The organism is Bradyrhizobium sp. USDA 4451 (assembly GCF_054822585.1).
Window position 1 is genome coordinate 7,657,602 of the sequence record NZ_JBTRCH010000001.1, and the last position, 24,309, is coordinate 7,681,910.

The window sequence follows — 24,309 nt, forward strand, 5'->3', positions numbered from 1 at the left end:
CGTCACCGCCTACGGGCAGAACCTTATCACGTTCTGATGCGCCCGGTTCGTTCTCCGAGATTTATTTCCGGGATCTAGGCCGAAGGTGAGGATGGCACAGAACGCGTGAAGCGCGGGTGTCATCCGACGACCAAGAGCTAGTGCCCTGCCCGACCGATGACCCGATCAGGCATGTGATGAAAACCAGCTGGACCATGTACGTGGTATCTCAGTTTGAATACCGGCCCTCGGTCTGCTTGAGGGCCTCAGGTACTCACCGTAGTCATCGGTGAAGGGCGACCAACGTTTTGGGCACCGTGAGGCTTCGGGTGGATTCCAGGTGCCGCGGTGCGGGCTGTCGCCGCTCAGCTGCGACAGCCTTGCTCCGGACACGAGCATGTGGTTAGTCAGAGGCCATGAAATCCTTTCCGAAGCAGTTGATCGACGGTTACCTTGCCTTCGCGACCGAGCGGCTGCCGACTGAACAGTCGCGCTACCGGGATCTGTCGGAGCGCGGCCAGTCTCCCGAGACCATGGTGATCGGCTGCTGCGATTCTCGCGTCTCTCCGGAGGTGATCTTCGACGTCGGTCCCGGCGAGTTGTTCGTGGTCCGCAACATCGCCAATCTGGTTCCGGTCTACCAGCCCGACGCCAACGCCCACGGCGTCTCGGCCGCGCTGGAATATGCCGTAACGGTGCTGAAGGTGAAGAACATCGTGGTGCTGGGCCATGCCCAGTGCGGCGGCATTCGCGCCTTCGTCGACAAGATCAAGCCGCTCACGCCGGGCGACTTCATCGGCAAATGGATGCAAATGTTCATCAAGCCGGGCGAGGTGGTCGAGCAGCGCGCGCATGAGAGCATGCAGGATTTCGTCACCCGCATCGAGAAGGCTGCGGTGTTCCGCTCGCTGGAGAACCTGATGACCTTTCCGTTCGTCCGCGAGCGGGTCGAGAGCGGCGAGATGCTGCTGCACGGTGCTTATTTCGGCGTCGCCGAGGGCTCGCTATTCGTGCTCGACCGGATCGCAAAGGAGTTCATCAGCGTCGGCGATGGCCTCAAAGACTGCTAGCAGGAATCTACGCGCATCGCCGACACGGCCGGACTTCAGAGCGCTTAGCGGCTGCTGCCTCGCGTCAACCTAGGCATGATGCAAGCGTTCATCTCCTCACTGTCCGCCGCTCCGTCCGAAGGGCGTGATACCTCGCGCTGGTCTGGGGTTTGATGAACAGAGCCGAGACGCTCGGGTGCTGTCTGCGGACCTCGTTTTCGATTGATATGACGCAACGCTCGATATCGTCGGCGCGCTTGTCGTCCGCGAACTCGACGCTCAGCGCTGCGACGATCTCGGCCGGCGACAATTGCATAGTCATCAGCCCGTTGACTCGAAGGACGCCCGGTGACTGTCGCGCAATATCGAGGATGGACTTTGACAGTTCCGAATGAGCGGGCTCGCCGATCAGGAGGCTCTTGCTCTCCCTGGCGAGCCCGACGGACGCGACCCCGAGCAGAATTCCGATCAGGATCGAGCCAATGCCGTCCCAGACCGGCTGCGCCAGCAGCACTGCTGCGGCAGTCGCGGCAGCTGCAATCCCGATGCCGATCAGCGCAGCGCTGTCTTCGAGCAGCACCATGAAAGCGGGAGGGTCCTTGCTGCGGACGAAGGCCTCGTACCAGCCGAGCCGCGCGTCCGAACGAAAGCGGCGCAATGCAACAAGCCAGGAAGCGCCCTCGAAAAGGAACGACAATCCGAGCACGACGAAGCTGACCGTGGGATCCTCAATCGGCTGGGGCGCGGTGACGTGGAGAGCGCCCTGATACAGCGATACGCCGGCGCCGAGCGCGAATATCAGCAGCGCAACGATGAAGCTCCAGAAATACAACTCGCGCCCATAGCCGAGCGGATGAGATTCGTCGGGCGGGCGGCTCGCGCGATGGTAGCCATAGAGCAACAGCGCCTCATTGGTCGTGTCGACCAGTGAGTGTACAGCCTCGCTCAGCATCGCCGAGCTTCCGGTCCAGGCTGCGGCCCCCATCTTGGTGGCCGCGACGAGAACGTTACCGGCAAGTGCGGCATAAACGATGGTCTTCGATGATCGTTCTGCGGTCATATCTCCCGTCATTTTGGCTCGGATAGGCAAGAGCGGCGCCGACGGCGTCGTCGAGCAGTGCGTTGCGGCCGCGCTCCACATATTCAGCATCTGCTGTTGAAATTCGCCGTCTCCATCGAACTCGCGGCGCGAGCCTACGTATTGCTGTATGGCGGCGACAGCCGCTGCGTTTCCTTGAACTGTTCAAGGCGCCCCGCTTTGTAGACGTTTCGCTCGCGCAATGGATGGCATTGACCCCGTCCGAGCTCGTCGCGGCACATCTGAACATCGATCGGGCCGTGATCGAGACATTGCGCAGGGACAAGCAGCCGGTCGTCTAGCATCCCGAATCCGACGTTCGCATCATTTGCCGCGGTTCGGAACGAACTTCGGATAAGGACACTAGCAAACCTATGATTCTAGTGTGCTTTATGAATGCGAAGTTCGTGAAAGCGGTTGCCGCGAAATCGCACGAACTTCCCATTCAGCACACTAGCAGGCGCAGGATCCAGATCCGCTCGCGCGGAGCCGTTGGCTCGCTTCGCCACACGAACCATCGCAATCCCGACCGAGGTCGACAATTGCGCTGCTGAGGAACGGCGCGCGGTTCAGTGCGTCTCTTTCTGCAGAGGTGGCTCATATCGCATTGGCGCTTCTTTGCGATGATCGCGGCCTCGACCTTCCTACCGTGAGCGTTGCGCCCAGCCTCCACCTGCACAGACTGACGAGAGCACCGGCATCGACACCACCAAAATTCCCCGCTGATTTGCAACCGACGCAATGCCGCGCGATGAGTATCAGATGGCTGATCCAACCGAAGCCCCGGTTCACCTGGCAAAGAACTCAGTCACCTGCTCCGAACACCGATCGCACCGTCATCACGAAAATCCCGGACAGCACAGAAGAAATTGCGAACGCCGTCCAATCCGGTCGCGCGGTCCCGGCAACAATGCTCTCAAGCAATGCTTGCGGCCACCTCAGCATTCATCCCCCGGAAGCCGCATAAGATAGGCCAATCCGAAGCTCGCGAGTTCTTCGGCGTCACCGTCGCGCGTCTCCCAGCCTCCATGCAAATGACGCTCGAGGAGGCATCGGCGACGATCCGCGTCATCGATTCCGGAGTGGGTGGCGCGGAAAACGCGCCAGGCCGTATCGACCGCTGTCCGCAGTGTCACAGCATCTGCCATTCACAAAGCTCCGAGCGCAAGTCCTCCTGCCTCGGCAACTCGGCATCGCGGCAGAAGTTGCTAGTCTTTTTCCCGATCTGGATCGCGCCAGCCGCCGTTGGCTCGCGGAGTACCGCCCTGGCAAAACTCAGCGCTTATCGGGATGGGCAACCTTCCGAGAAATGGCCCTGCTTCGCTCGGCGTGGTAGACGTCCTGCAGCGGATGCACGAAGGGGTCGTTCAGCGAGCTTCGGTTCGCTGCTGCTCAACAATGCGTCGCCCGGCCTCGGCAACATACCTCTCAGCCGGCTATAGATGATGGCGCTGCGTCTCGTGGTTGTACGATGAAGTTGGCTCGCCCTGGCGAAGAGCTCCATCCTTTGTAGGCGGGAGCGTTCGGTCTCTCGGCCGCCGAGACCTTCGGCCACCGGACGATGCGCCGTGAGAACGCGGGTTGCTGGACGGAACTCGTTTCGCCTCCGGCGAGCCATGGGCGACACCTGCGTAGCGATACCGACAGCCGCGAGCGACCGCGATCCGGCCATGCATCTATCTTTGCCCTCCCATAGGAACGAACGCCGCGGCACCGCCGTTCGGACCCGATCCCCGCTCAGGAAGTTGAGGTTCTCAATGTATCACCACGTCAAAAAACTGATGTTCACCGTTCGCGTCGACGAGCCCGACCCCCGCTTTGGCAACATGCTCCTCGAGCAGTTCGGCGGCGCAAACGGCGAACTCGCAGCAGCCATGCAATATTCCATTCAGGGTCTGAACTGCGAGGACCCGGACCGCAAGGACCTCCTGATGGACATTGGCACGGAGGAGCTCAGCCATCTGGAAGTGGTCGGCACGCTTGCCCGCATGCACCTCAAGCCCTCGAAATTCGACCGCCAGGCGGCCGAGGCGGATCCGCTGATCGCGATCGCGGGCGGCGGTGGAGTCAACCTGTTCAATTCACAAGGCAATGCCTGGACCGCTGACTATCTCAAGATCACCGGCGAACTGGACGTCGATCTGCGCAACAACATCGCCGCCGAGGCGCGCGCCAAGATCGTCTATGAGCGGCTGATCAATTTCACCGACGATGCCGGCACCAAGGACGCATTGCAGTTTCTGATGACCCGCGAGATCACCCACATGAAGGCCTTCTCGCTGGCCCTGGAAAGCTTGAGCAAGCCGCCTTTCAGCATCGGCCGCATCGCGCCGACGCCCGGTCTGGTCAATCAGTACTTCAACGATTCGACCGGTACGGGCGACCATGGCGAGATCGACACCCGGGGGCCGTGGAACGAGGGGGGCGACTGGGTATTCACGGAGTCCCCGGCCATCCAGGCTGGCGAGCCGGGTCCCGCCAGCTCCATCGTCACGGAGAACTCACCGCCGGCCGATGAGGCTGGTCTCGGCGACCTCCTGATCGATGAACTTCGCGACATTCTCCACGCCGAAAAGCAATTGACGAAAGCGCTCCCAAAAATGGCGTAGGCAGCCCGCTACGACCAGCTGCGCGAGCTGTTCGAGCAGCACCTCGCCGAGACCGAAGCTCAGATCGAGCGCATCAACGAGTGCTTTGAGCTTCTCGGCAAGTCGGCCCGCCCCAAGCCGTGCAAGGGCATGATGGGCTTGATCGAAGAAGGAGAGGAAATCATTGGCGAAGGCGAAAAGAAGGAAAATGCCGCTGCCGACCTTGCGCTGATCGGCGCCGCGCAACGCGTCGAGCACTATGAGATGGCAGGCTATACCACAGCGCGCAATCTCGCCCAGCAACTTCGCCATAGCACTATCGTCAGCCTCCTGTCCAAGTCACTGGCAGAGGAAGAAAACGCCGATCAGTTGCTGAATCAGGTGGCACGTTCGCTGATGTCGGTCGCGAAGATGCCCGCGGCGGTCGAGCCGGCGGAATAAGCCGGCACGCTGGTTTTTGCTCATGAGAGTACTGCGGCCGGGAGTCCGAGGAGCCCGGCCGAGGGATACTGAGGGAAAGGAGATCGCACGATGCTCGAAGGGCTGCGGGTGATGACCCAGCCGGGCGCGATCATCGCGACCTTGCTCGTGCTGCTGCTGTTGGCTGCGGCAGATGTCGCGATCGTCATCGCGACCAAGGGCTGGCCGGTGTGACGATCGGCATGCGCCGCGCCTGACATAGGAACCTTTGTAGCAGCCGGCGGTTCGCCCGGGCAACCATGCTCAATGAGTGCCCATGCCTGCCTGGGTCCGATCCGGCCTTCTCCTCTCCGTCGCGTTGCCGCTCGTTGCTTGTGCCGGCTCGCAGTCGGCGCTTGACCCGCAAGCTCTCCAATCCGAGCAAATCCGTCACACATTCATCATCTTTCTTGCGGTGTCCGGGGCAGTCTGGAGTTGCGTCGTTGCTGCTCTCGGGGTCGGCCTGCTGCGCCGAAATCGCATCATAGACGCGCCGCTCGAGCTCCGCTTTTCCTTTGAGACGGGTGCCGGGCGCATCATTCTGGGGCTCGGCATTGCCACCACATTGATCGTGCTCGTCCTGTCTTTCGTAAGCTATGCCGGCCAGCGCACCCTGTTTGCCACGAACCGGGAAGCCCTGAAGCTCAGGATTGTCGCCCATCAATGGTGGTGGGAGGTTCATTACGAGGCAGACAGCCCACACAACAGCTTCGCCACGGCAAACGAGATCCGCATTCCGGTCGGCAAGCCAGTCAAGGTGGAGCTCGAGTCGGCGGACGTCATCCACAGCTTCTGGGTGCCGAGCCTCACCGGCAAGATGGACCTGATCACTGGACAAACCAACGAAATCCAGTTTACGGCGAGAAATCCCGGCACCTATCGCGGCCAATGCGCGGAATTCTGCGGCTTGCAACACGCCCATATGGCGTTCGCGGCAATCGCGCTCCGGCCCGATGAATTCGAGCGTTGGCGCGAGCACGAGAACCAGAGCGCAACCAGCCCGACCGACACGCTAGCCAAGCAGGGAGAAGAGCTGTTTCGCGGCCGCGGATGCGCGTTGTGCCATGCCGTTCGCGGCACCCTGGCAGGCGGCCAATTGGGTCCTGACCTCACCCACGTGGGGAGCCGAACGACGATAGCGGCGGGCACGCTGCCGCAAACGCCGGCGGCGCTGGGAGCCTGGATTGCCGACCCGCAGCACATCAAGCCCGGCAATCTGATGCCGAGGATGCCGCTGCAATCGGGAGAACTGATCGCGATCATTCAGTATCTGGAGCAGCTCAAGTGAGCATGGCCGTCGAGCAAAGAGAGCTGCGGGACGATGCCCTCCACGGGCTGCAACTTGCAACGCGACTGGAGCGCATCTGGCGGACGCCATCGGGACCGATCGGCGCGCTCATGTCGGTTGATCACAAGATTATCGGACGACGCTACATCGTGACGGCATTCGCCTTCCTGGTTCTCGGCGGACTCCTCGCGATCTTGATGCGTATTCAGCTGGCGGCTGCCGAGCAGCGTCTGCTTTCGCCGGACCTGTACAATCAGGTCTTCACGATGCACGGTTCGACGATGATGTTCCTGTTCGCCGTGCCGGTCATGGAAGCCTTCGCGGTTTACCTGGTGCCGCTCATGGTGGGCACGCGCAATATTGCTTTCCCGCGCCTCAACGCCTTCAGCTACTGGATGTTCTTGTTCGGCGGCTGTTTCCTCTGGATCTCCTTTGCATTCAACGTCGGTCCTGACGTCGGCTGGTTTGCCTACACGCCGCTTTCCAGTCTGCAGTTCACGCCAACCAAGCGCGCCGACGTATGGGCCCAGATGATCACCTTCACGGAAGTGGCAGCGCTCGCGGTTGCCGTCGAGATCATCGTCACCGTCTTCAAGCAGCGCGCCCCCGGAATGACGCTTGACCGCATCCCGCTCTTTGTCTGGGCGATGCTGGTTACGGCCTTCCTCGTGATGTTTGCGATGCCGTCGATCATGGTCGCATCCACCTCGCTCATCCTCGATCGGCTGGTCAGCACTCGCTTCTACGATCCTTCGTCAGGAGGCAATGTGCTGTTGTGGCAGCATTTGTTCTGGTTCTTCGGGCATCCGGAGGTCTATATCATCTTCATTCCGGCAACCGGCATGGTGTCGATGATCCTCGCCACCTTCGCGCGCCGGCCCGTGATCGGCTATCCCGCGATCGTTCTCTCGCTGATCGCGACGGGATTTCTGTCGTTCGGACTTTGGGTTCACCACATGTTCGTGACCGGGCTGCCCCAGCTCGGGGCCGGCCTGTTCACCGCGTCAAGTATGTTGATCGCCGTGCCGAGCGGCCTGCAGATATTCTGCTGGATCGCTACATTATGGGACGGCCGCCCGGTGTATCGGACGCCACTGCTGTTCGTGCTCGGGTTCATCGCGATCTTCGTGATTGGCGGCCTCTCCGGCATCATGGTGGCGTCGGTACCGATCGATACCCAGGTGCACGACACTTATTTCGTCGTCGCCCACTTCCATTATGTCCTGATCGGCGGCGCCGTCTTCCCGCTCATTGGGGCGGTCTACTACTGGTTTCCGAAGATCTGCGGCCGGATGTTGAGCGAGCGGCTCGGCCGCTGGAACTTCTGGCTTGCCTTCTTTGGCTTCAATATCGCGTTTTTCCCAATGCATATTCTCGGCCTGATGGGGATGCCCCGTCGGGTCTACACCTACACGCCCGAAATGGGCTGGGATCGGCTGAATTTGCTGTCGAGCATCGGCGCCGCGATCTTCGCGCTCAGCTTTGCGGTGCTGCTCGCGAATGCGATCTACAGTCTCCGCAGGGGAATGCCGGCCAGCGACAACCCCTGGGATGCATCCACTCTGGAGTGGGCGACGGCATCTCCCCCGCCACCGCAGAACTTCGACCGTATTCCTGTCGTGACCCATCGCGATCCACTATGGGCCGACCCCGACACGTTGCCGGTCATCGCAGGCCTCAGCATGGAACGCCGCGAGGTGCTGCTGACGTCGCTCGCCGAGGCCGAGCCGCAAATACGTGAGGCGTCGCCGGAACCCAGCATTTGGCCGCTGCTCACCGCGATCGCGACGACGATTTTCTTCATCGGCTCGATCTTCACGCCGTGGGCCGTGTTGTGGGGAACGCCGCCGATGGCGATCGCCTTGATCGGCTGGTTCTGGCCGACCGGCAGCAAAGAGGACGAGGAATGAAGCAGATCGTCATCCGCAACGTCGGAGAACTGCCGACCTTTGGCTTCGGCCCGCAAAGCGGACCGTGGTGGGGCGCGATGAGCTTCATGGCGCTGGAAGGCATGGGCTTCGCCATTGCGATCGGCACCTATCTCTATCTCTATGCCGTCAACCCGAGTTGGCCGATCGGCGCTTCGCCGCCCGATCTCTGGCCCGGAACGGCGGAAACCATCGTCTTCCTGCTCAGCATCATCCCCAACCAGTATACCAATCGGGTCGCGCACCAGCAGGATCTCCAAAAAGTGCGCGTCTGGCTCGTCGTCATGTCGCTGATCGGCATCCTGCTCTTGATCCTGCGCGGCTTTGAGTTCGCCCACCTCAATACCCGCTGGGACAACTCCGCGTATGGCTCGGTGGTCTGGCTGATCCTGGGCCTGCACACCACGCATCTTGCGACCGACCTCGGCGATACGATCGTGCTCGCCGTCCTGATGTTCACGGCCCACGCCAAGCCACGCCGCTTCAGTGACGTGACCGACAACGTGTTCTACTGGAACTTTGTCGTGATCGCATGGCTGCCGCTCTATGTGTTGCTCGATTGGGTGCCACGGCTATGACCGACAATGAAGCCAATGCCAGATTGCTCTATTGGGCAGGCGTAGCGCTCGGGCCCATCGCCTGGGGCGCCAATCTGCAGGCCGTCTACGCCCTCGCCCATCTCGCATGCGAGAAGGCGAAGTGGGGCGGCATCACCTTGAGCACGTTTCTGGTGCTCGCATCGCTGGCCGGCACCGTGATCTCGGCTCGCGCGGTGCGTCGCGGTGCCGGGACCGAATGGAGCGACGCCGGAGGCGGTGGTCCCAGAGCATTCATGGCCTGGCTCGGGGTAGGTACCGGCGTGCTATTCGCGCTCGTCATCACCGATCAGCTTCTTGCCGCGCTCATGATCAGTCCATGTTTACGTTGAGCCTCTTGCTGCTTCCAGCGCTGCTGCCATCGTCTGCTTCGGCGCATGGACTGTCAGACGTATCGGACCCGACGGCGCTGTGGAGCTACGATCCTTGGTTGCTGGTCCCGCTCTATCTTGCGGGTATTGCATACTACGTCGGAACACAGCGGCTGTGGCGGAGCGCCGGCGGCGGACGCGGCGTTACATACCGGCGGGTGACAGCATTCTGGACCGGATGGCTGGTTGTGGCGCTTGCCTTGACCTCTCCGCTTCACTGGCTCGGCGAGCGGCTGTTCACGGCGCACATGATCGAGCATGAGCTCCTGATGCTGGTTGCCGCTCCGCTGATCGCCTATGCACGGACCAACGGCCCGCTGCTGTGGAGCTTGACGCCCTCGCTTCGGCGCGCCGGCCGCCTGCTGAGCACAGCTCCGTTGGCGACGATGTGGGCGTTTCTCGGTCACCCGGTCAGCGCAACCGCCCTGCACGGGCTGGCCTTGTGGATCTGGCACGCGCCACCGCTCTATACGCTTGCGCTTGAGAATATCGCGATCCATCGCCTCCAGCACCTCAGCTTCTTTGCCACGGCGCTGCTGTTCTGGTCGGTGCTGCTTTATGGACGCGGGAGAGGGCGCAGCGAGCGGATGCGTGACGGCATCGGCATCGGCTGTCTCTTCGTGACGGTTCTGCATTCCGGCGTGCTCGGCGCGTTGCTGACCTTATCGACGCGTGTCTGGGTGCCGACCCAGGGCGCGCTCGCCGGCGATTTCGGCCTGTCTCCGCTCGAGGATCAGCAACTGGCTGGAATCCTGATGTGGGTCCCGATGGGCATTCTCTATACCGGCGCTGCCCTGCTGTTCGCCTATCGCTGGCTGACCGTGCTCCAACCGGCGAGCGTCTCCGGCACGCTGCGCAATGCGCCCCGGCGGTTAGGAACGCGGCCTGCCGACGAGCGTTCGCAGGTGATCCCTACAACGTCTTCTCTCGTGGAGGATACGTGAACAAGCTTTGGACGGGGGCAGTAGCCCTATCAGTTGCCGGTCTCCTGCTCTCGAAACAGTCTGTTGCGCAAGATCCCTCCCAGGGTGCCGGCGCATCCTGTCCGGTCGATCACGACCACCTGGCCGATATCCTGAAGAAAAGCGTCAAGCCCTCAGGCGGGCCGAGCAATGGCGGGCTCGACAATCATGAATGGGCCGCGGTGGTCAACCGGCAGGGCGTTGTCTGCGCAGTTGCATTCAGCGGCAACAAGGCCGACGATCAATGGCCGGGCAGCCGCGCCATCGCCGCGGAGAAGGCCAACACCGCGAACGCGTTCAGCCTGAAGGACAAGGCGATGGCGACCGCGAATCTCTACACCGGAGCGCAACCCGGCGGCTTTCTATTCGGTGCGGCGTCGAGTAATCCGCCAATTCCGGATACGATCTATGCGGGCCAGAGCCAGGATTTCGGGACGCAGCATGATCCGATGATCGGCAAGCCGATCGGCGGTGTCATCGTCTTCGGCGGCGGATTGCCGCTCTACGACGGCAACGGCATCGGGGGCGCGCTCGGCGTCAGCGGAGACAGTTCGTGTGCAGACCATAACGTCGCCTGGCGCGTGCGCCACCTGCTCGGCCTCGATCATGTGCCTGCCGGCGTCAGTCCCAACATGAAGGACGCGATCATCTACGATATCGGACCGGACGGCAAAAGCCCCTCGGGCTTTGGTCATCCGAAATGCAACGGCAAGGAAGACCAGATTGCGGTCGATCTCGGCGCGGGCGTGTCAGGAAACGTCGTGCGTTGAGCCGCACCCAAGCCATTTTTGGAACCAAGCCAAGGCGCAACGTTTGTACGTCGGTGACCGGAAATGCAACGCGGCACCCGGCCTCCATCGCCGTGGAGACTTTCACCTATGTTAAACACGAACGGTCGCCGCGCCTTGGTCGCAACGGCGAGCATGGTCTGCGCTGCCTGGACCTCATTTGCTTTCGCGCAAAGCGACCTGCAGAACCGAATGAGGGATCCCGGACAATGGACGATGGCGGCGCGCGATTACGCCAACACGCGCTATAGCGGTCTCGATCAGATCAATGCGGGCAACGCATCGCGCCTGCAGCTCGCCTGGACTTTCTCGGTGGGAGCTGACCGCGGTCAGGAGGCGGCTCCGCTTGTCGTCGACAATACCATGTATGTGGTGGGTCCCTACGCAGGCCCTTATCCCAATCGCGTCTTCGCGCTGGATGCCACCACCGGAGAGCTGAAGTGGTCCTATGCCCCGAAGCCAGAGCCGGCGGCGGCCGGCGTTGCCTGCTGCGATGTGGTCAACCGCGGCCTCGCCTACGACAATGAAAAGATTTTCCTCAACACGCTCGACAACCATACCGTGGCCATCGATGCCAAGACGGGCAAGGAACTCTGGCATACGAAGCTCGGCGAAATCAACAAGGGCGAGACCATCACGATGGCGCCGATCGTCGCCAAGGGGAAGATCCTGGTCGGCAACAGCGGCGGCGAAATGGGTGTGCGTGGCTGGCTCACTGCGCTCGACGAGAGCACAGGCGCGATCTTCTGGCGCGCCTACTCCACCGGCCCGGACCAGGACGTGCTGATCGGCGACGACTTCAAGCCATTCTACGCCAATCTCAAGGACAAGGACCTTGGCGTGAAGAGCTGGCCGGCGGACCGCTGGCAGGTCGGCGGCGGCACCGTGTGGGGCTGGGTCTCCTACGACCCGGAGCTCAACCTCGTCTACTACGGAACCGCCAACCCGAGCCCCTGGAATGCCAATCAGCGCAGCGGCGACAATCTCTGGAGCAGCACGATCTTCGCGCGCGATGCGGACACCGGGCACGCCAAATGGGCCTATCAACTCAATCCCCATGACCTGTTCGATCACGACGAGATCAACGAGAACGTCCTGGTCGACCTCGCCATCAATGGGCAGACGCGCAAGGTGCTGATTCACCCCGGCCGCAACGGCTACATGTATGTCATCGACCGCAGCACGGGTGAGGTGATTTCCGCCGACGCCTATGAGCTCATCAACGCCTACAAGGGCGTCGACCTCAAGTCGGGACGGATCATACCGAACGAGGACAAGACGCCGCTGCTCGGCAAGACCATTGAGGATATCTGCCCGGCGTCGCCGGGCGCCAAGGATTGGCAGCCCACCGCCTGGTCGCCTCGAACCAAGCTGCTCTACGTTCCGCATCAACATCTCTGCATGAACTTCAAGGCGTCCCAGGTCGGTTACATCGCCGGCACGCCTTATGTCGGCGCCGATGTCGATATGTATGCCGGGCCCGGCGGCTATCGCGGCGAGTTCATGGCCTGGGACCCCGTTGCACGGAAGAAAGTCTGGGAGATTCACGAGCGTCTCCCGGTATGGAGCGGCGCGCTCGTCACCGCCGGCGACGTCGCCTTCTACGGCACCATGGACCGGCTCTTCAAAGCTGTGGATGCGAAGGACGGTCACCTGCTTTGGCAGTTCCGCGCCGGCTCCGGCTTCATCGGCCAGCCCATCTCTTACCGCGGCTCCGATGGGCAGCAGTATATCGCGATCCTGTCCGGTGTCGGCGGCTGGCCCGGGGTGGTCGCGAACGCAGAGGTCGATGCCCGGGTGCGCAACAGCGCGCTGGGCTTCACGGGAGCCACCCAGGATTTGCCGTTCTACACCGCAGGCGGCAGCGAATTGCTCGTGTTCAAGCTCGGCGGCACAAATGTTCAGGACAACGGTCATGCGCCGGCTCGTTGAGTGTGTTTGCACGATCCTGGCCGTTACGCTCGGCACTGCCGCCGCGGCTACGGAGCAGGCTGGCGAGCTTCGCGTGTGTGCCGATCCGAACAATATGCCGTTCTCCAATCGCGCGGAGCAGGGGTTCGAGAACAGGCTCGCCGCCATGATGGCCGAACAATTCGGGATGCGGCTCTCCTACACCTGGTGGGCGCAGCGCCGCGGCTTCATCCGTAATACGCTCAGGGCCGGAAAATGCGACGTCGTGATCGGCGTTCCGGACTGCTTCGAAATGGCGGAGACGACGAAGCCGTATTATCGCTCGACCTACGTCTTCGTGACGCGGCGGGACCGGCATCTCGATGTCGCATCGCTGCTCGATCCGAAACTGCATCAGTTGAGGATCGGGGTTCACTTGATTGGCGATGACGGAAACAATGCGCCTCCGGCCGAGGCACTCGGCGAACAGGGCATCGTCGACAATGTCCGCGGCTACTCGATCTACGGCGACTATCGCGACGCCGATCCACCCGCGCGCCTGATCGAGGCGGTCGAAAGCGGCGAGATCGATGTCGCCGCAGCGTGGGGGCCGCTCGGCGGCTACTTCGCCAAAGGATCGCCAGTCAGACTCATGGTCACCCCGGTCCGGGACGGCGAACGATTTGCGCCGCAGCAGTTCCAGTTTTCGATTTCGATGGGCGTACGCAAGGGCGATCATGCGCTGCGAGACCGCCTCAATGAATTCATCGACGGGCATCGGCCGGAGATCACCTCGCTGCTGCGCAGCTACGGCGTCCCCTTGGTCGAGACGCAAACCTCCGCCGGAGGCGGTTAGCTGATGCGGACGATCCTCGCACTTGGCGGATTCCTGCTTTTCGCGAGCAGCCAAGCCGCGATCGGCCAGCAGAGCCTGCCGCAATCGCAGGAAGCGCAAACGCCCACGGTCTCTCCGCGCCCGGATTTCGGACAAAGCGTCGGCAACGGCCGGCCTGGCGTGTTCATGCAGGTGCCCGTCAGCCACCTCTTTCCGGGCGCTCAGCCAAGCAACCCGACGATCAAGAACCCCATGCAGGGTGATCCGAAGGCCGAGCAGCGCGGCATGACCTATTTCGTCAACTTCAACTGCGTCGGCTGCCACGCCGCAAATGGCGGCGGTGGCATGGGCCCGTCACTCAGCAACAACATCTTCACTTACGGCTCGCAACCGGAAAACATCTACCTTTCCATCTACCAGGGACGGCCGAACGGCATGCCTGCCTGGGGCGCCGTATTGCCGGACACGGTGATCTGGGATCTGGTCACCTATATCGGCAAGATCAGCAACGAACCGAGCCGCCATTGGGGCCGCACGTTCTCCGCGGAGCCGTTGTCACCCGAGATCGAGCAGGTCCCGACCGAACAGGTCTCGACCAGCGATCCTTGGTCCAGCACCAAGAAATTCAGTTCGGGTCAAAAGCCGTGAGCGCGCGATGGCAGCCCCCAATGGGCGGCAGGATCGCAATGTCGGCGCGCCGCTTGCTCGTTGTGCTTTGCCTTGGATCAGCCCTGACCGCGTACGGAAACATTGCCGCGTGGGGTACCGAAAATTTCAATGGCAGTTCGCGCCGGGGTGCAGATCTCGTGAAACGGTACGGATGCGGTGGCTGCCACGAAATTCCTGGAATCGCTAACGCCGACGGAAATGTCGGCCCCTCGCTTCGACGAATCGCCACCAGGACATATATCGCCGGATTCATCCAGAACTCGCCCGAGAACATGACGTTCTGGGTTCAGGATCCGCAAAGGATGCTGCCCGGCAACGCCATGCCGAGCTCGGGTATTTCGCAGGACGATGCGAGCGATATCGCCGCATTCCTCTACACGTTGCGATAACGGCCATGGATCAGCCCAATCCTGCGCCAGCGGTGTGGCACGAACTGGTTGCTCGCCTCGCGCATATCGACCGCCGAATGGTCGTGGCGGAAAGCATGTTTGTTGGCGGTTGGGCATTGATGTGGGCTTCGTCGCTTAAACTTATTCCCTTCATCCTGCCGGAAATCTGGCTCGCACTGATCATCCTCGGCCTTCTCGGCGCGAAGCCAAAAAGACCGAAATAGGTCACCCACGTCGAGGACATTCTCGCGCGCTGATGACTTCAGCCACGCCGATCGTCGCTTTCGGGCGGCAACGGCATCGCTCTCATATGAAGGGTTTGCCGCCGGTGACCGCCACCGTCGTCCCCGACGTGTAGCTCGAAAGCGGATCGGCGAGCATGACGTACGCGGTTGCGAGCTCGGCGGGTTGCCCTGCGCGCTTCATCGGCACTTGCTGGCCGAACGTCTTGACCGCCTCTTCCGGCATCGTGGATGGGATGAGCGGTGTCCAGATCGGACCCGGCGCGACCGCGTTGACCCGAATTCCCTTCGCTGCAAGCATTTGCGCAAGTCCGCCGGTGAAGTTCTGAATGGCGCCTTTTGTGGTCGCATAAGCCAACAGGATCGGGTTTGGCATATCGGAATTGACGGAAGCCGTATTGATGATCGCGGCTCCGGGCTTCATGTGAGGCACGGCCGCCTTGCTCAGGTAGAACATGGCGTGGATATTGGTTTCGAACGTGCGTTGCCACTCTTCATCGCTGATGTCGCCGATATCCTTGAATGTCGCCTGATGCGCAGCGTTGTTGACGAGAATGTCGATCCCGCCCAATTCATCCACGGCGCGGCGAACGATGCCGCGACAATGCTCGGCGTTGCGAACGTCACCGGAAATCAGCACGGCCTTGCGTCCCTCTCTTTCGACCAGGCTCTTGACCTCGGCAGCGTCCTCGTCCTCGTCGAGATAGGCAAGCACCAGATCCGCCCCCTCCCGCGCATAGGCGATCGCGACCGCACGTCCAATTCCGCTATCGCCGCCCGTGATGATCGCTTTGAAGCCGGTAAGCCGGCCGGATCCCCTGTAGCTCGCCTCGCCATGATCGGGCCTTGGGTCCATCTTGCTGGTCAAGCCCGGCATCGGTTGCTTCTGAGGGGGAAACGGCGATTTGGGAAAATCGGTCATGGCGCACTCCAAGATGGAATTGACCAACCGCGGGCTCCCCACGGTCGTTCCTGCATCCGTCCGCCGAATCCGATTCGGCGCCCATTGGAACCGCTCCAGCAAATCGACGTTCCCGCAGAATGTCTTTTGCATCAGCTAAAGGTTGGCTTACCACGCTAGGCACAGCAACGGCACGGCCCGCCGCCTTCGTCATCTTTGTGCTGTACTCGATCGCCTGGATTGCGTTTGGCAATGGCCTCGAATGGCATTCATTCGCCACACTGGCGACATGGGGCATGACACTGCTCATCCAACGAGCCGAGCATCGCGACACACAAGCCATTCACGCCAAGCTTGACGAACTATTAAGGGCGAGCGGACATCCGCGCCTGATGGAAGTCGACGACGAGGACGCGGAGGAAGTTGAACGGCAGCGCGAGCACGTCAGACGAAAACGCTGACGTTCGGGGCTTGGCGGAGCCCCAGTCTCTTTCGTGCGCTTGCGAGCGCTGTTGCGTCGAACCTGCGCGCCCGCTGCTTGACTGCACAGCAGGGCAAATGGCCGATGCCAGGCTTCCGAAGCAGGTGATCGATTGGCTCGAGGGATGCAGGCAGTGCAGATTTCACCAGACCACGCGGATTGGCTCGAGGACGCCCGATCGCCGGTTTATCGCACCAACGTCCGACGCTATCGACGGCTGCGCACCGGTCCGGCGGTGACCCGCCCGCCTGAGCCGCCGCTGACCGATTGCGCAACAGATCCCGAGCCGGTCTTCAAAACCGGCTCGGGCAAACTCCCTCAGCGTCCCCGGCGCTCCTTCGTGTCATTCATGGTTGCTCCGGGGTTCGCCGAACGCGGGCTGCTCGAGGCACCCTGACCGGTAGCTGCCGCCGGAGAGTCTCCGCCGCCTGCGCCGCCAGCCGAGCCTCCGGCGCCTGCACCGCCCGCGCCTGCGCCACCTGCACCCGCGCCGGCACCGCCACCGGCGCCGGCCCCCGCCTCCGCCGGCACCGCCACCGCCCCCGCCGCCGCCTTGGGCGGTTGCTGCGGCTATTGACCCGAAGATGAATGCGGCTGCCAAAGCGATTTTCGCTACTTTCATTTGAGCGCTTCCTCTGTGTTGGACCAGAGCGAGCAACATCTCTCGGGTACCGACGTTCCTAAGAGCGCTTCCTTCAGCAGGATGTGTCGCAGCGGCGATGCGTCGCGGCGAGGGCTTCAAGCCTCGCGCGCTCTGATCACGAGACTGACTGCTCCCAACATTCCGGACGGGCCGATATCGGGCTCTCCAGCAGCTTCCTGTCCAAGAAAGGGGCTTGCTGCGCGGAGAACGATGGTTATCGACGGCAGCCGGCCACAGGAATACTCTCTCATCGAAGAGATGGCCTCGTCGCCTTCCTGAGATTCGTCTTCCGCGCCAGGGTGACGCCCGATGGCCACTGGCAAATGCTGTCCGCTGCAGATTCCGGGCCAGATGCTCGATCTGGAAAGTCCTCACCTCAACGTCATGGACCATGAGCTTCTAGCACTGACGCCCTGCATCCTGGGCTTCGTACCACACGATGCGCTACGCTGCCGGAACAGGCAGCGCCCAAACGTTGCGGACGCGTTGCGGCGCGAGACGATCGGCGCAGCGGTCTTCAGAGAATTGATCGTCAATGTAGGCCCCGATCGGCGACCGAGCGCATGGCCCATCTTCTCATCGAGGCCCACAGCAGATTGCCAATCATTCACGCCCGACCGAACGTCTAGCTGGGCTCGATCTCGATGCGTTTGGCACGGACGTCGATCCTGAAGACCGGGGTATCTTCGCGCGTGACCACAACCGACCACTGGTTGGACTGGTCGAGATCCAGGTTAGAATCGATATCCCGAACGGTCATCACAGCAACCTCCCAGGCTGCCTCGTCGCTTGGCAGCTCCTCGCCTTCCGGGTCATAAAACGGGTGGCCATTTGAGATATGGAAGTAATATTTGCTCATCGAGATCAAACCATGTGCAGATGGCTCGTTCCTGCCGTGCAAATCAGACGCGGCCATACCAGACGCGACGCCATTCATGACTCTGGCACCGCACCACCCTGGCGCCAACGCGCATGACGTCGAAGCTTGCGGCGCTTCACATAGCATAAGGCGGGAACCGACTTCCGGTTGCAATACAGTGGGCGGCCTGAACCGCGCTGGCTGCTCCCGTGGAGGCAGTCCTGGCGTTTTACCGCGTTAAACGAGGGCCCTGTTCAGGATTCTGTGCTTGAGCCAGAAGGCCCGCTGTCGCCATCAATGTGGTGAGCCCTGACTCCTTGCAGGGGACGGCAGTATCATCGTGCTCGAATACGCCAACGCGGATCTGGTGATGAAGGCGGCCACAAAGATTGTGCAAGAGACCGGACGCCGTGTCGTTGCGTGTGATGACCAAGCGAACGCGATCGGCACGGTTCGTCGCGTACAACCCCACACGGATCGCATCACCGGTCAGTGCATTCCCACCTTCTCCTATCTCTTCCGATCGGCCGACGGCCCGTCGATCGGTTTCCGAGGCGGATCAGCGGCCATCTCGGGAGATTTCTCCTCTGAGAACTCATGGCCTCGGAATGGATTCGCGGCTTCATCGTCATAACCGCGCCTGCTGCTGAAGAACATAAGCGCCATGAGGCCGCAACCAACGACGAGGGAGAAGAAAACTCCCAAGCCCATCGCCATCCATCCGGCACGAGTCATATCGGCTGAGCCTACGGAATTCCAGCCGGCGACCGCAAGCATGATGGCGAGCACAAGCAATCCGATCAGCACCGCCAAGATGGCGACTTGTCCTCGCCCAATGCAGGGCATGGCGATCTCCTTGCTGAGGGGCGAATCTAGCTGCCATCACCGCTCCATCACCCGCTGCGGCGCGTCTTCTCCGGCGTTCAGCGGCAGAGACGTCGAGCCCGTTTATCATCAGTCTCGCAAGCCGATCGAGGCCGAAGACGAGCTCCAGCTAAGCCCGATCATCCGAGACCAGAACATCAATACCGATCTCGATAGCGCGGACGCTGCTGACCGAACGCCGCGCGCGGGTTGACCCCGCATGTCACATTCCTTCCGGATGCCGATGCAAGACATTGGGCGCGCGTTTGGTACATGCAGTCGCCGGGATATCCGACGCCTCTTCCCTGCACGCACCATGGGTAGTCACGTGCATTGGCGACGGTGACGTTTGTCGGTCCTGATATTGCAAGCGCCATGACCGCGATGAACAGATAGATACGCATGCTTGACTCTCTCGAGGCGATGCTCGTCCAACCGAGCAAAACGGCTCAAGTTCCTAACGGGTCGGCAGCCGAGTTCAGCGAGCCACGGCTTGAATAGGGATGGCGTCGAGCCTGACACCCCGATGTGGCAGGCGCCCGACGGTCTCCCGCGCCCCTATTTGCGACACTTGTTGCGCGCAAAGCGCGCGATCAACCGGCTCAGCTCAGATTTGTGGACCAGCGCTGTGGCCCGCTTTACCGGCAGCCATTTGGTTTCGCGTTACCCACGCTCGGGCCACCGAGACTTTCGCGCGCGAACCTTCATCGAGAACAGCTGGACGTCGCAGGCGATCCTGCGCTTTCCCTTCCGGCTACAGTGACTGTAGCGGCCGATCGGCTTTCCTCGCACTCTACCCAGCACGCCCGCCTTCTCGAAGGCTTCGATCTCGGCGGTGCGCTGCGGCTTGCCGCGCTTCGGCCAACCCTTCGGGACCGACCACCGCTGCTTGCGCCCTGTCGTGATCAGCAGGATGCACAAGTCAGCCTTGCGTCGACGGAAAGGAAGAGCCGCGAATTGCTTGTTGCCCATGCGCGGAGACGGAAATGCCTGGTCAGCGTCGCTTACCGGGAGCGGAGTGCAGCGCCGCTTTACCAGCGCTCCGGAGCTCGTCGAGAGACGGCCGCCCATTGTGCACGGCTTGCAGCAACCCGAAAGCTACGCTGGTCCGCCGGCTCGTGTCGGACCGCGGCACATCTCCGCAGACCTCGTCAAGCACCGCGCGGAGCACTGCCGCCGTCTCGCTATCGAGCATCGCCGCCTCCCTGCCTTCACGGATAGACGTTGATGGTAGCGCGAGACTGCGGGAGATGATTTTAAGTATGTTAGGATAGCGTGCAGATTTCGATCCTATTTGCTGTTTGATTTCGATCGGCACCGTGAGGAACTTCGGGGCACCGCGCGCGCTGATCTCGGCGTGCCGACCGAACGTCGGCGGTCTAGATCCGGCTGTCCCGATTTGACTGACAACAGCGAGAAAACTCGCCCAAACTGGCGACGCGCCCTCGGGCTCGGCATCGTGGCGGGCGCCGCCGACGACGATTGCTCTGCGATCGGGACCTATGCCAGTGCCGGCGCGCAGTTCGGACTCACGCTGCTCTGGATGGCGCCCGTCACGTTTCCGATGATGTTCTCGGTCGTCTATCTCTCCTCCAAACTGGGACAAGTCACCGGCAAAGGGCTATTCCAGGTCGTCCGGGAACGCTATCCGAAATGGCTGCTGTGGCCGATGCTGATCGGCGTGCTGATCGGAAACACCATTGAGGCCGCCGCCGACATTGCTGGCATGGCGGCCTGTCTGAACATCTTTGTGCCGATACCGCCGTTCCTGACCGAGATCGCGATCGCCGGCATCATCCTGCTGTTTCAGATGTTCGGCTCCTACGACTTCATCCGCAACGTGTTCCGATGGCTGGCGCTCTCGCTGTTTGCTTATGCCGGGTCAGCGATCCTCGCCAGGCCTGATCCGGCCGAGATCCTGCGCGGCACCTTCCTGCCCCATGTCGAACTGACCAGGGATTCTCTTTCGATCCTCGTCGCCATCATCGGAACCACGCTGTCGGCGTATCTCTATACCTGGCAATCCAACGTCGAGGTTGAAGAGAAAATTGCCGCCGGCAAGACCAGGACAGCCGAGCGACGCGGCGCGAGCGATGCCGAACTCGCACGCTCGCAGCGCGACATCGTCGTCGGAATGGTATTCTCGAATATTATCATGTACTTCATCATCCTATCGACCGGTGCGACACTGCATCAGGTCGGACAGACCAATATCGAGAGTGCGGCGCAAGCGGCGGAGGCACTTCGTCCATTGGCCGGCAGCGGTGCGACCGTGCTGTTCGCCACAGGGGTGATCGCGGTCGGCTTCCTGGCTGTTCCCGTGATGACGACCGGAGCCGCCTACGATCTCGCTCAAGCGATCGGCTGGAAAAGCAGCCTTCATGCGAGGCCGCGCGAAGCCAAGGCGTTCTATGCCTTGATCGCTGGCTTCACCACGCTCGCCGTCGTGCTGAACAGTTTCGGCATTAATCCCATGAAGGCTCTGGTCTATGCCGGCATCGTACAGGGCTTTTCGACGCCACCGCTGCTTTTGTTCATCGTGCTGCTCACCAACGATCGGGAGCTGATGGGAGATAAGACCAACAGCTTCTGGCTTAATCTGCTCAGCTGGGTCACCGTGGCCGCCATTTTCACGGCCAGCATCGGCCTCGTTGTATCCTGGTTGCTATAGGCGACAAGGCAAGACCTGCTCGCCACAACCGCCTTGAAGAACCATCCTTGCGGAGATCGAGGCAGCCAGGCTAGTTCGGGCCGGCACTCAATAGGAGCTTACTTCTTGGCAGTTCCCGGCTCCGCCATCTTGCGGTGCTGCTTGGCAAGAAGGGCGGCGGGGGTAATGTTGGCGACTGCCGACTGCAGCTTATTTTTTAGGCCGGTGACGACGTCCCCCTCGCCCTTCATCATCGCATCGAAGCCGGCTCTGGCGACATCTGCGGCATCGTCCTTCTTCGTGGTGCCGACGCTAGTATCCATCATGTCAGCGCGGCGGAAAAATTCCGTCTCGGTCGCACCGGGCATCAGGCAGGTTACGGTGACGCGGGTATCGCGCAATTCTTCCCGGAGCGCAAAAGAGAATGAGTCGAGAAACGCCTTGGAGCCATTGTAGACAGCCTGGAAGCTGCCGGGGATGAAGCCGGCGATTGAGCCGGTGATCAGGATGCGGCCGGAATCCCGGCGGCGCATCTCGTTGCCGACGCAATGGAGGAGATAGACCGTTCCGGTGATATTGGTGTCGATGACCCGCCGGATGCCGTTGAAATCCTGGTCCATGAAAGCGCGACCGAGACCGACGCCGGCATTCGCCAGCAGAGCGTCGATCGGACGGCCCTGCGTGGCGGCACAGAGACGATCGACCCCTTCCGTCGTCGAGAGATCTGCCAGCACTGCATCCACCTGTCCACCGAATCCCCGCAGCTCAGCAGCCGCCGTTTCGATCGCGTTCTCATCGGCGGCTATCAGGAGATCGAAGCCCGCCTGCGCGCAGCATCGGGCAAGTTCCAGGCCGATACCGGTGGATGCGCCGGTGACGATAGCAAATTGACGTGCGGCTGACATGAGCAATCCTCGAACAAATGAGTTGCTCGCTCAAATCGCCGACAGTCGGCTTGTTCCTATCCGTCCCTTCCATCACCGGCTGCAAAACTTCTCGAGCGCTAGCAACCAACTTTGTCGGTTCGACTTGAAATTCATCATTCAGGCCGGAGGCAGAGATGAAGGCGCTGGTTTGGCACGGCAAGGAAGATATTCGCTGCGACGAAGTCACCGATCCGCGGATCGAGGATCCGCGCGACGCCATCATCAGGGTCACGAGCTGCGCGATCTGCGGCTCCGACCTGCACCTGTTCCACAACTTCATCCCCGGCATGCTGCCCGGCGACATCATGGGCCACGAGACGATGGGTGAGGTCGTCGAGACCGGTGACGCGGTGGACGGCAAGCTGAAAAAAGGCGATCGCGTCGTGGTGCCCTTCACCATCATCTGCGGCCAATGCGAGCAATGCAAACGCGGCAATTTCTCCGTATGCGAGACCACCAACCGCAAGCGGCATTTGGCGGAAAAGGTGTTTGGCCACACCACGGCGGGACTGTTCGGCTACACGCACCTGACCGGCGGCTATCCGGGCGGCCAAGCGGAATACCTCCGCATTCCCTTTGCCGACACCACGCACATCAAGATTCCCGAGAGCCTCTCAGACGAACAGGTACTGTTCCTCAGCGATATCTTCCCGACCGGCTGGCAGGCCGCAGCGCAATGCGACATCGAGCCGACCGATACGGTTGCGATTTGGGGCTGCGGTCCCGTTGGCCAAATGGCGATCCGCAGCGCGATCCTGCTCGGCGCCAACCAGGTGATCGCGATCGATTGCGTGCCGGAGCGGCTCAGCATGGCCGAGGCCGGCGGCGCGACCATTGTCGACTTCAAGGCCGAAAGCGTGATGGATCGATTGCAGGAGCTGACCGACGGCCGCGGTCCGGACAAGTGCATCGATGCAACTGGCATGGAATCCCACGTGATGCCGTCGCAGCCGGACACAATCCTCGATCGCGCCAAGCAGATGCTGATGCTGGAGAGCGATCGTCCCCATGTTTTGCGCGAGATGATCTATCTCTGCCGGCCGGGCGGCGTGATCTCGATTCCCGGTGTCTATAGCGGCTTCTCGGACAAGATCCCGATGGGAGCCCTGATGAACAAGGGGCTCACGGTCCGCACCGGTCAGACCCATGTCAGCCGCTGGACCGACGATCTGCTGCGCCGCATCGCCGACGGCGAGATCGACCCGTCCTTCGTCATTACCCACATCGTCGACCTCGAGCACGGACCCGAGATGTACAGGCTCTTCCGTGACAAGCAGGACAGCTGCGTCAAGGTCGTGCTGAAGCCCTGAACCCAAAGCGAGAGCTGACACCATGTACTATGTTGCCAACATCATGCGCTCGAAGGGCGATCCGAAGATCGTGCGCAGTGGACCGCGTCATGCTCCTCCGGCGGACCGTCTTGCGCGCTCACTCGGCTGGTTCAGCATCGGGCTCGGTACTCTCGAGCTGCTCGCGCCTCGCCGCATCACCCGGCCCCTCGGCATGCAGGGGGACGAAACCTTGGTGCGCGCGTTCGGTCTGCGGGAAATCTTCAGCGGCATCATGTCGCTGTCCATCGACCGCAATGCCGGCCTGTGGAGCCGGGTCGCCGGAGATGGGCTCGACGCCGCGGCATTGATGTCGGCGATGACACGAGACAATCCCAAGAAGCACAACGTCGCGCTCGCCTTGCTGATGATTGGCGGCATCGCCTTGCTGGACTACCGCGGCGCACGGGAAACGACGCGGCGGCCGCAAAGCGGGCGCCGCCGGCTGTATCCGGATCGCAGCGGCTTCCCGAAGGGGTTGGCGAGTGCCAGGGACTCGGCTCGGAAGATGCTATCGCGTACCAAGGCCGCATCATCCTAAGTGCG

The 24,309-nt window shown here is 61.8% G+C and carries 26 protein-coding genes and 1 pseudogene; 20 read left to right on the plus strand and 7 right to left on the minus strand.

The window, feature by feature from the left end; genetic code table 11:
* The first annotated feature begins 395 nt into the window (after positions 1 to 395).
* Positions 396 to 1,049 carry a carbonic anhydrase gene (locus ACVMB0_RS35865; protein WP_456753162.1) on the plus strand — a complete coding sequence of 218 codons (654 nt, stop codon included), beginning with the start codon at positions 396 to 398 and terminating at the stop codon, positions 1,047 to 1,049.
* Between the two features lie 88 nt (positions 1,050 to 1,137).
* Here ACVMB0_RS35865 and ACVMB0_RS35870 read toward each other — a convergent pair whose 3' ends face one another.
* Positions 1,138 to 2,088, minus strand: coding sequence for a cation diffusion facilitator family transporter (locus ACVMB0_RS35870; protein WP_461349219.1), 951 nt, complete (start codon positions 2,086 to 2,088; stop codon positions 1,138 to 1,140).
* 1,775 nt (positions 2,089 to 3,863) lie between these two features.
* On the opposite strand from ACVMB0_RS35870, the pseudogene ACVMB0_RS35875 reads away from it, so the two are divergent.
* The 13 genes and pseudogenes from ACVMB0_RS35875 (at position 3,864) to ACVMB0_RS35935 (ending at position 15,093) form a co-directional block, all read left to right on the plus strand.
* A pseudogene (locus tag ACVMB0_RS35875) lies at positions 3,864 to 5,135 on the plus strand (DUF892 family protein).
* Positions 5,136 to 5,225: 90 nt separating this feature from the next.
* Entirely contained in the window at positions 5,226 to 5,348 is a 123-nt protein-coding gene (locus ACVMB0_RS35880) for a hypothetical protein (RefSeq protein ID WP_461349220.1), read from the plus strand.
* Between the two features lie 82 nt (positions 5,349 to 5,430).
* Positions 5,431 to 6,441: a cytochrome c oxidase subunit II gene (coxB, locus tag ACVMB0_RS35885; protein ID WP_461349221.1), complete on the plus strand. Its 1,011-nt coding sequence runs from the start codon at positions 5,431 to 5,433 to the stop codon at positions 6,439 to 6,441.
* Positions 6,442 to 6,443: 2 nt separating this feature from the next.
* Positions 6,444 to 8,351, plus strand: a complete 1,908-nt coding sequence (ctaD, locus tag ACVMB0_RS35890) for a cytochrome c oxidase subunit I (RefSeq protein WP_461349769.1) — start codon at positions 6,444 to 6,446, stop codon at positions 8,349 to 8,351.
* Complete coding sequence (locus tag ACVMB0_RS35895) at positions 8,348 to 8,947, plus strand: cytochrome c oxidase subunit 3 (RefSeq protein WP_461349222.1); 600 nt, start codon at positions 8,348 to 8,350, stop codon at positions 8,945 to 8,947. Before ctaD ends, ACVMB0_RS35895 begins: the two co-directional genes overlap by 4 nt.
* Positions 8,944 to 9,297 carry a hypothetical protein gene (locus ACVMB0_RS35900; protein WP_461349223.1) on the plus strand — a complete coding sequence of 118 codons (354 nt, stop codon included), beginning with the start codon at positions 8,944 to 8,946 and terminating at the stop codon, positions 9,295 to 9,297. The genes ACVMB0_RS35895 and ACVMB0_RS35900 overlap by 4 nt, the downstream gene beginning before the upstream one ends.
* Complete coding sequence (locus ACVMB0_RS35905) at positions 9,285 to 10,280, plus strand: cytochrome c oxidase assembly protein (protein ID WP_461349224.1); 996 nt, start codon at positions 9,285 to 9,287, stop codon at positions 10,278 to 10,280. Before ACVMB0_RS35900 ends, ACVMB0_RS35905 begins: the two co-directional genes overlap by 13 nt.
* A gap of 44 nt (positions 10,281 to 10,324) precedes the next feature.
* Entirely contained in the window at positions 10,325 to 11,068 is a 744-nt protein-coding gene (locus ACVMB0_RS35910; protein ID WP_461349770.1) for a heme-binding protein, read from the plus strand.
* Between the two features lie 153 nt (positions 11,069 to 11,221).
* Positions 11,222 to 13,018 (plus strand): PQQ-dependent dehydrogenase, methanol/ethanol family, encoded by a 1,797-nt coding sequence (locus ACVMB0_RS35915; protein WP_461349771.1) that lies wholly within the window; start codon positions 11,222 to 11,224, stop codon positions 13,016 to 13,018.
* Positions 13,002 to 13,832: a substrate-binding domain-containing protein gene (locus ACVMB0_RS35920; protein ID WP_461349225.1), complete on the plus strand. Its 831-nt coding sequence runs from the start codon at positions 13,002 to 13,004 to the stop codon at positions 13,830 to 13,832. Before ACVMB0_RS35915 ends, ACVMB0_RS35920 begins: the two co-directional genes overlap by 17 nt.
* A 3-nt stretch (positions 13,833 to 13,835) precedes the next feature.
* On the plus strand, positions 13,836 to 14,459 hold the full coding sequence (locus ACVMB0_RS35925) for a c-type cytochrome (RefSeq protein WP_461349226.1): 624 nt from the start codon (positions 13,836 to 13,838) through the stop codon (positions 14,457 to 14,459).
* A 20-nt stretch (positions 14,460 to 14,479) separates the two neighbouring features.
* Entirely contained in the window at positions 14,480 to 14,869 is a 390-nt protein-coding gene (locus ACVMB0_RS35930) for a c-type cytochrome (RefSeq protein WP_461349227.1), read from the plus strand.
* Between the two features lie 5 nt (positions 14,870 to 14,874).
* Positions 14,875 to 15,093 carry a hypothetical protein gene (locus ACVMB0_RS35935; RefSeq protein ID WP_461349228.1) on the plus strand — a complete coding sequence of 73 codons (219 nt, stop codon included), beginning with the start codon at positions 14,875 to 14,877 and terminating at the stop codon, positions 15,091 to 15,093.
* Positions 15,094 to 15,175: 82 nt separating this feature from the next.
* Here ACVMB0_RS35935 and ACVMB0_RS35940 read toward each other — a convergent pair whose 3' ends face one another.
* Complete coding sequence (locus ACVMB0_RS35940; RefSeq protein WP_461349229.1) at positions 15,176 to 16,033, minus strand: SDR family oxidoreductase; 858 nt, start codon at positions 16,031 to 16,033, stop codon at positions 15,176 to 15,178.
* Between the two features lie 119 nt (positions 16,034 to 16,152).
* On the opposite strand from ACVMB0_RS35940, the gene ACVMB0_RS35945 reads away from it, so the two are divergent.
* Positions 16,153 to 16,473: a low affinity iron permease family protein gene (locus ACVMB0_RS35945; protein ID WP_456753145.1), complete on the plus strand. Its 321-nt coding sequence runs from the start codon at positions 16,153 to 16,155 to the stop codon at positions 16,471 to 16,473.
* Between the two features lie 144 nt (positions 16,474 to 16,617).
* Positions 16,618 to 16,890, plus strand: coding sequence for a hypothetical protein (locus tag ACVMB0_RS35950; protein WP_461349230.1), 273 nt, complete (start codon positions 16,618 to 16,620; stop codon positions 16,888 to 16,890).
* Positions 16,891 to 17,761: 871 nt separating this feature from the next.
* On the opposite strand, the gene ACVMB0_RS35955 is transcribed toward ACVMB0_RS35950, so the two are convergent.
* Positions 17,762 to 18,073 carry a DUF6894 family protein gene (locus ACVMB0_RS35955; RefSeq protein ID WP_456753144.1) on the minus strand — a complete coding sequence of 104 codons (312 nt, stop codon included), beginning with the start codon at positions 18,071 to 18,073 and terminating at the stop codon, positions 17,762 to 17,764.
* A 432-nt stretch (positions 18,074 to 18,505) separates the two neighbouring features.
* Entirely contained in the window at positions 18,506 to 18,808 is a 303-nt protein-coding gene (locus ACVMB0_RS35960; protein ID WP_461349231.1) for a hypothetical protein, read from the minus strand.
* A 31-nt stretch (positions 18,809 to 18,839) separates the two neighbouring features.
* On the opposite strand from ACVMB0_RS35960, the gene ACVMB0_RS35965 reads away from it, so the two are divergent.
* On the plus strand, positions 18,840 to 19,073 hold the full coding sequence (locus tag ACVMB0_RS35965; protein ID WP_461349805.1) for a hypothetical protein: 234 nt from the start codon (positions 18,840 to 18,842) through the stop codon (positions 19,071 to 19,073).
* Here the strand turns inward: ACVMB0_RS35965 and ACVMB0_RS35970 are convergent.
* Both ACVMB0_RS35970 and ACVMB0_RS35975 read right to left on the minus strand, forming a co-directional pair.
* A complete protein-coding gene (locus tag ACVMB0_RS35970) occupies positions 19,018 to 19,263 on the minus strand; it encodes a DUF3551 domain-containing protein (protein WP_461349232.1) in 246 nt (81 codons plus the stop codon). The two genes, ACVMB0_RS35965 and ACVMB0_RS35970, sit on opposite strands and share 56 nt — an antisense overlap.
* A 259-nt stretch (positions 19,264 to 19,522) precedes the next feature.
* A complete protein-coding gene (locus tag ACVMB0_RS35975; protein ID WP_461349233.1) occupies positions 19,523 to 19,831 on the minus strand; it encodes an NUDIX hydrolase in 309 nt (102 codons plus the stop codon).
* 322 nt (positions 19,832 to 20,153) lie between these two features.
* Here ACVMB0_RS35975 and ACVMB0_RS35980 point away from each other — a divergent pair, with 322 nt between their 5' ends.
* Positions 20,154 to 21,530 (plus strand): Nramp family divalent metal transporter, encoded by a 1,377-nt coding sequence (locus ACVMB0_RS35980; RefSeq protein ID WP_456753140.1) that lies wholly within the window; start codon positions 20,154 to 20,156, stop codon positions 21,528 to 21,530.
* A gap of 98 nt (positions 21,531 to 21,628) precedes the next feature.
* Here ACVMB0_RS35980 and ACVMB0_RS35985 read toward each other — a convergent pair whose 3' ends face one another.
* Positions 21,629 to 22,414 carry an SDR family NAD(P)-dependent oxidoreductase gene (locus ACVMB0_RS35985; protein ID WP_461349234.1) on the minus strand — a complete coding sequence of 262 codons (786 nt, stop codon included), beginning with the start codon at positions 22,412 to 22,414 and terminating at the stop codon, positions 21,629 to 21,631.
* Between the two features lie 155 nt (positions 22,415 to 22,569).
* Here ACVMB0_RS35985 and ACVMB0_RS35990 point away from each other — a divergent pair, with 155 nt between their 5' ends.
* On the plus strand, positions 22,570 to 23,745 hold the full coding sequence (locus tag ACVMB0_RS35990; RefSeq protein ID WP_456753138.1) for a zinc-dependent alcohol dehydrogenase: 1,176 nt from the start codon (positions 22,570 to 22,572) through the stop codon (positions 23,743 to 23,745).
* A 43-nt stretch (positions 23,746 to 23,788) separates the two neighbouring features.
* A complete protein-coding gene (locus ACVMB0_RS35995; RefSeq protein WP_456753137.1) occupies positions 23,789 to 24,304 on the plus strand; it encodes a hypothetical protein in 516 nt (171 codons plus the stop codon).
* Positions 24,305 to 24,309: the final 5 nt, after the last annotated feature.

Coding starts and splice junctions, on each gene's coding strand:
- ACVMB0_RS35865 (WP_456753162.1), top strand. CDS start 396: ATGAAATCCTTTCCGAAGCAGTTGATCGACGGTTACCTTGCCTTCGCG.
- ACVMB0_RS35870 (WP_461349219.1), bottom strand. CDS start 2,088: ATGACCGCAGAACGATCATCGAAGACCATCGTTTATGCCGCACTTGCC.
- ACVMB0_RS35880 (WP_461349220.1), top strand. CDS start 5,226: ATGCTCGAAGGGCTGCGGGTGATGACCCAGCCGGGCGCGATCATCGCG.
- coxB (WP_461349221.1), top strand. CDS start 5,431: ATGCCTGCCTGGGTCCGATCCGGCCTTCTCCTCTCCGTCGCGTTGCCG.
- ctaD (WP_461349769.1), top strand. CDS start 6,444: ATGGCCGTCGAGCAAAGAGAGCTGCGGGACGATGCCCTCCACGGGCTG.
- ACVMB0_RS35895 (WP_461349222.1), top strand. CDS start 8,348: ATGAAGCAGATCGTCATCCGCAACGTCGGAGAACTGCCGACCTTTGGC.
- ACVMB0_RS35900 (WP_461349223.1), top strand. CDS start 8,944: ATGACCGACAATGAAGCCAATGCCAGATTGCTCTATTGGGCAGGCGTA.
- ACVMB0_RS35905 (WP_461349224.1), top strand. CDS start 9,285: ATGTTTACGTTGAGCCTCTTGCTGCTTCCAGCGCTGCTGCCATCGTCT.
- ACVMB0_RS35915 (WP_461349771.1), top strand. CDS start 11,222: ATGGTCTGCGCTGCCTGGACCTCATTTGCTTTCGCGCAAAGCGACCTG.
- ACVMB0_RS35920 (WP_461349225.1), top strand. CDS start 13,002: ATGCGCCGGCTCGTTGAGTGTGTTTGCACGATCCTGGCCGTTACGCTC.
- ACVMB0_RS35925 (WP_461349226.1), top strand. CDS start 13,836: ATGCGGACGATCCTCGCACTTGGCGGATTCCTGCTTTTCGCGAGCAGC.
- ACVMB0_RS35930 (WP_461349227.1), top strand. CDS start 14,480: ATGGGCGGCAGGATCGCAATGTCGGCGCGCCGCTTGCTCGTTGTGCTT.
- ACVMB0_RS35935 (WP_461349228.1), top strand. CDS start 14,875: ATGGATCAGCCCAATCCTGCGCCAGCGGTGTGGCACGAACTGGTTGCT.
- ACVMB0_RS35940 (WP_461349229.1), bottom strand. CDS start 16,033: ATGACCGATTTTCCCAAATCGCCGTTTCCCCCTCAGAAGCAACCGATG.
- ACVMB0_RS35945 (WP_456753145.1), top strand. CDS start 16,153: ATGTCTTTTGCATCAGCTAAAGGTTGGCTTACCACGCTAGGCACAGCA.
- ACVMB0_RS35950 (WP_461349230.1), top strand. CDS start 16,618: ATGCAGGCAGTGCAGATTTCACCAGACCACGCGGATTGGCTCGAGGAC.
- ACVMB0_RS35955 (WP_456753144.1), bottom strand. CDS start 18,073: ATGAATGGCGTCGCGTCTGGTATGGCCGCGTCTGATTTGCACGGCAGG.
- ACVMB0_RS35965 (WP_461349805.1), top strand. CDS start 18,840: ATGGCGATCTCCTTGCTGAGGGGCGAATCTAGCTGCCATCACCGCTCC.
- ACVMB0_RS35970 (WP_461349232.1), bottom strand. CDS start 19,263: ATGCGTATCTATCTGTTCATCGCGGTCATGGCGCTTGCAATATCAGGA.
- ACVMB0_RS35975 (WP_461349233.1), bottom strand. CDS start 19,831: ATGGGCAACAAGCAATTCGCGGCTCTTCCTTTCCGTCGACGCAAGGCT.
- ACVMB0_RS35985 (WP_461349234.1), bottom strand. CDS start 22,414: ATGTCAGCCGCACGTCAATTTGCTATCGTCACCGGCGCATCCACCGGT.
- ACVMB0_RS35990 (WP_456753138.1), top strand. CDS start 22,570: ATGAAGGCGCTGGTTTGGCACGGCAAGGAAGATATTCGCTGCGACGAA.
- ACVMB0_RS35995 (WP_456753137.1), top strand. CDS start 23,789: ATGCGCTCGAAGGGCGATCCGAAGATCGTGCGCAGTGGACCGCGTCAT.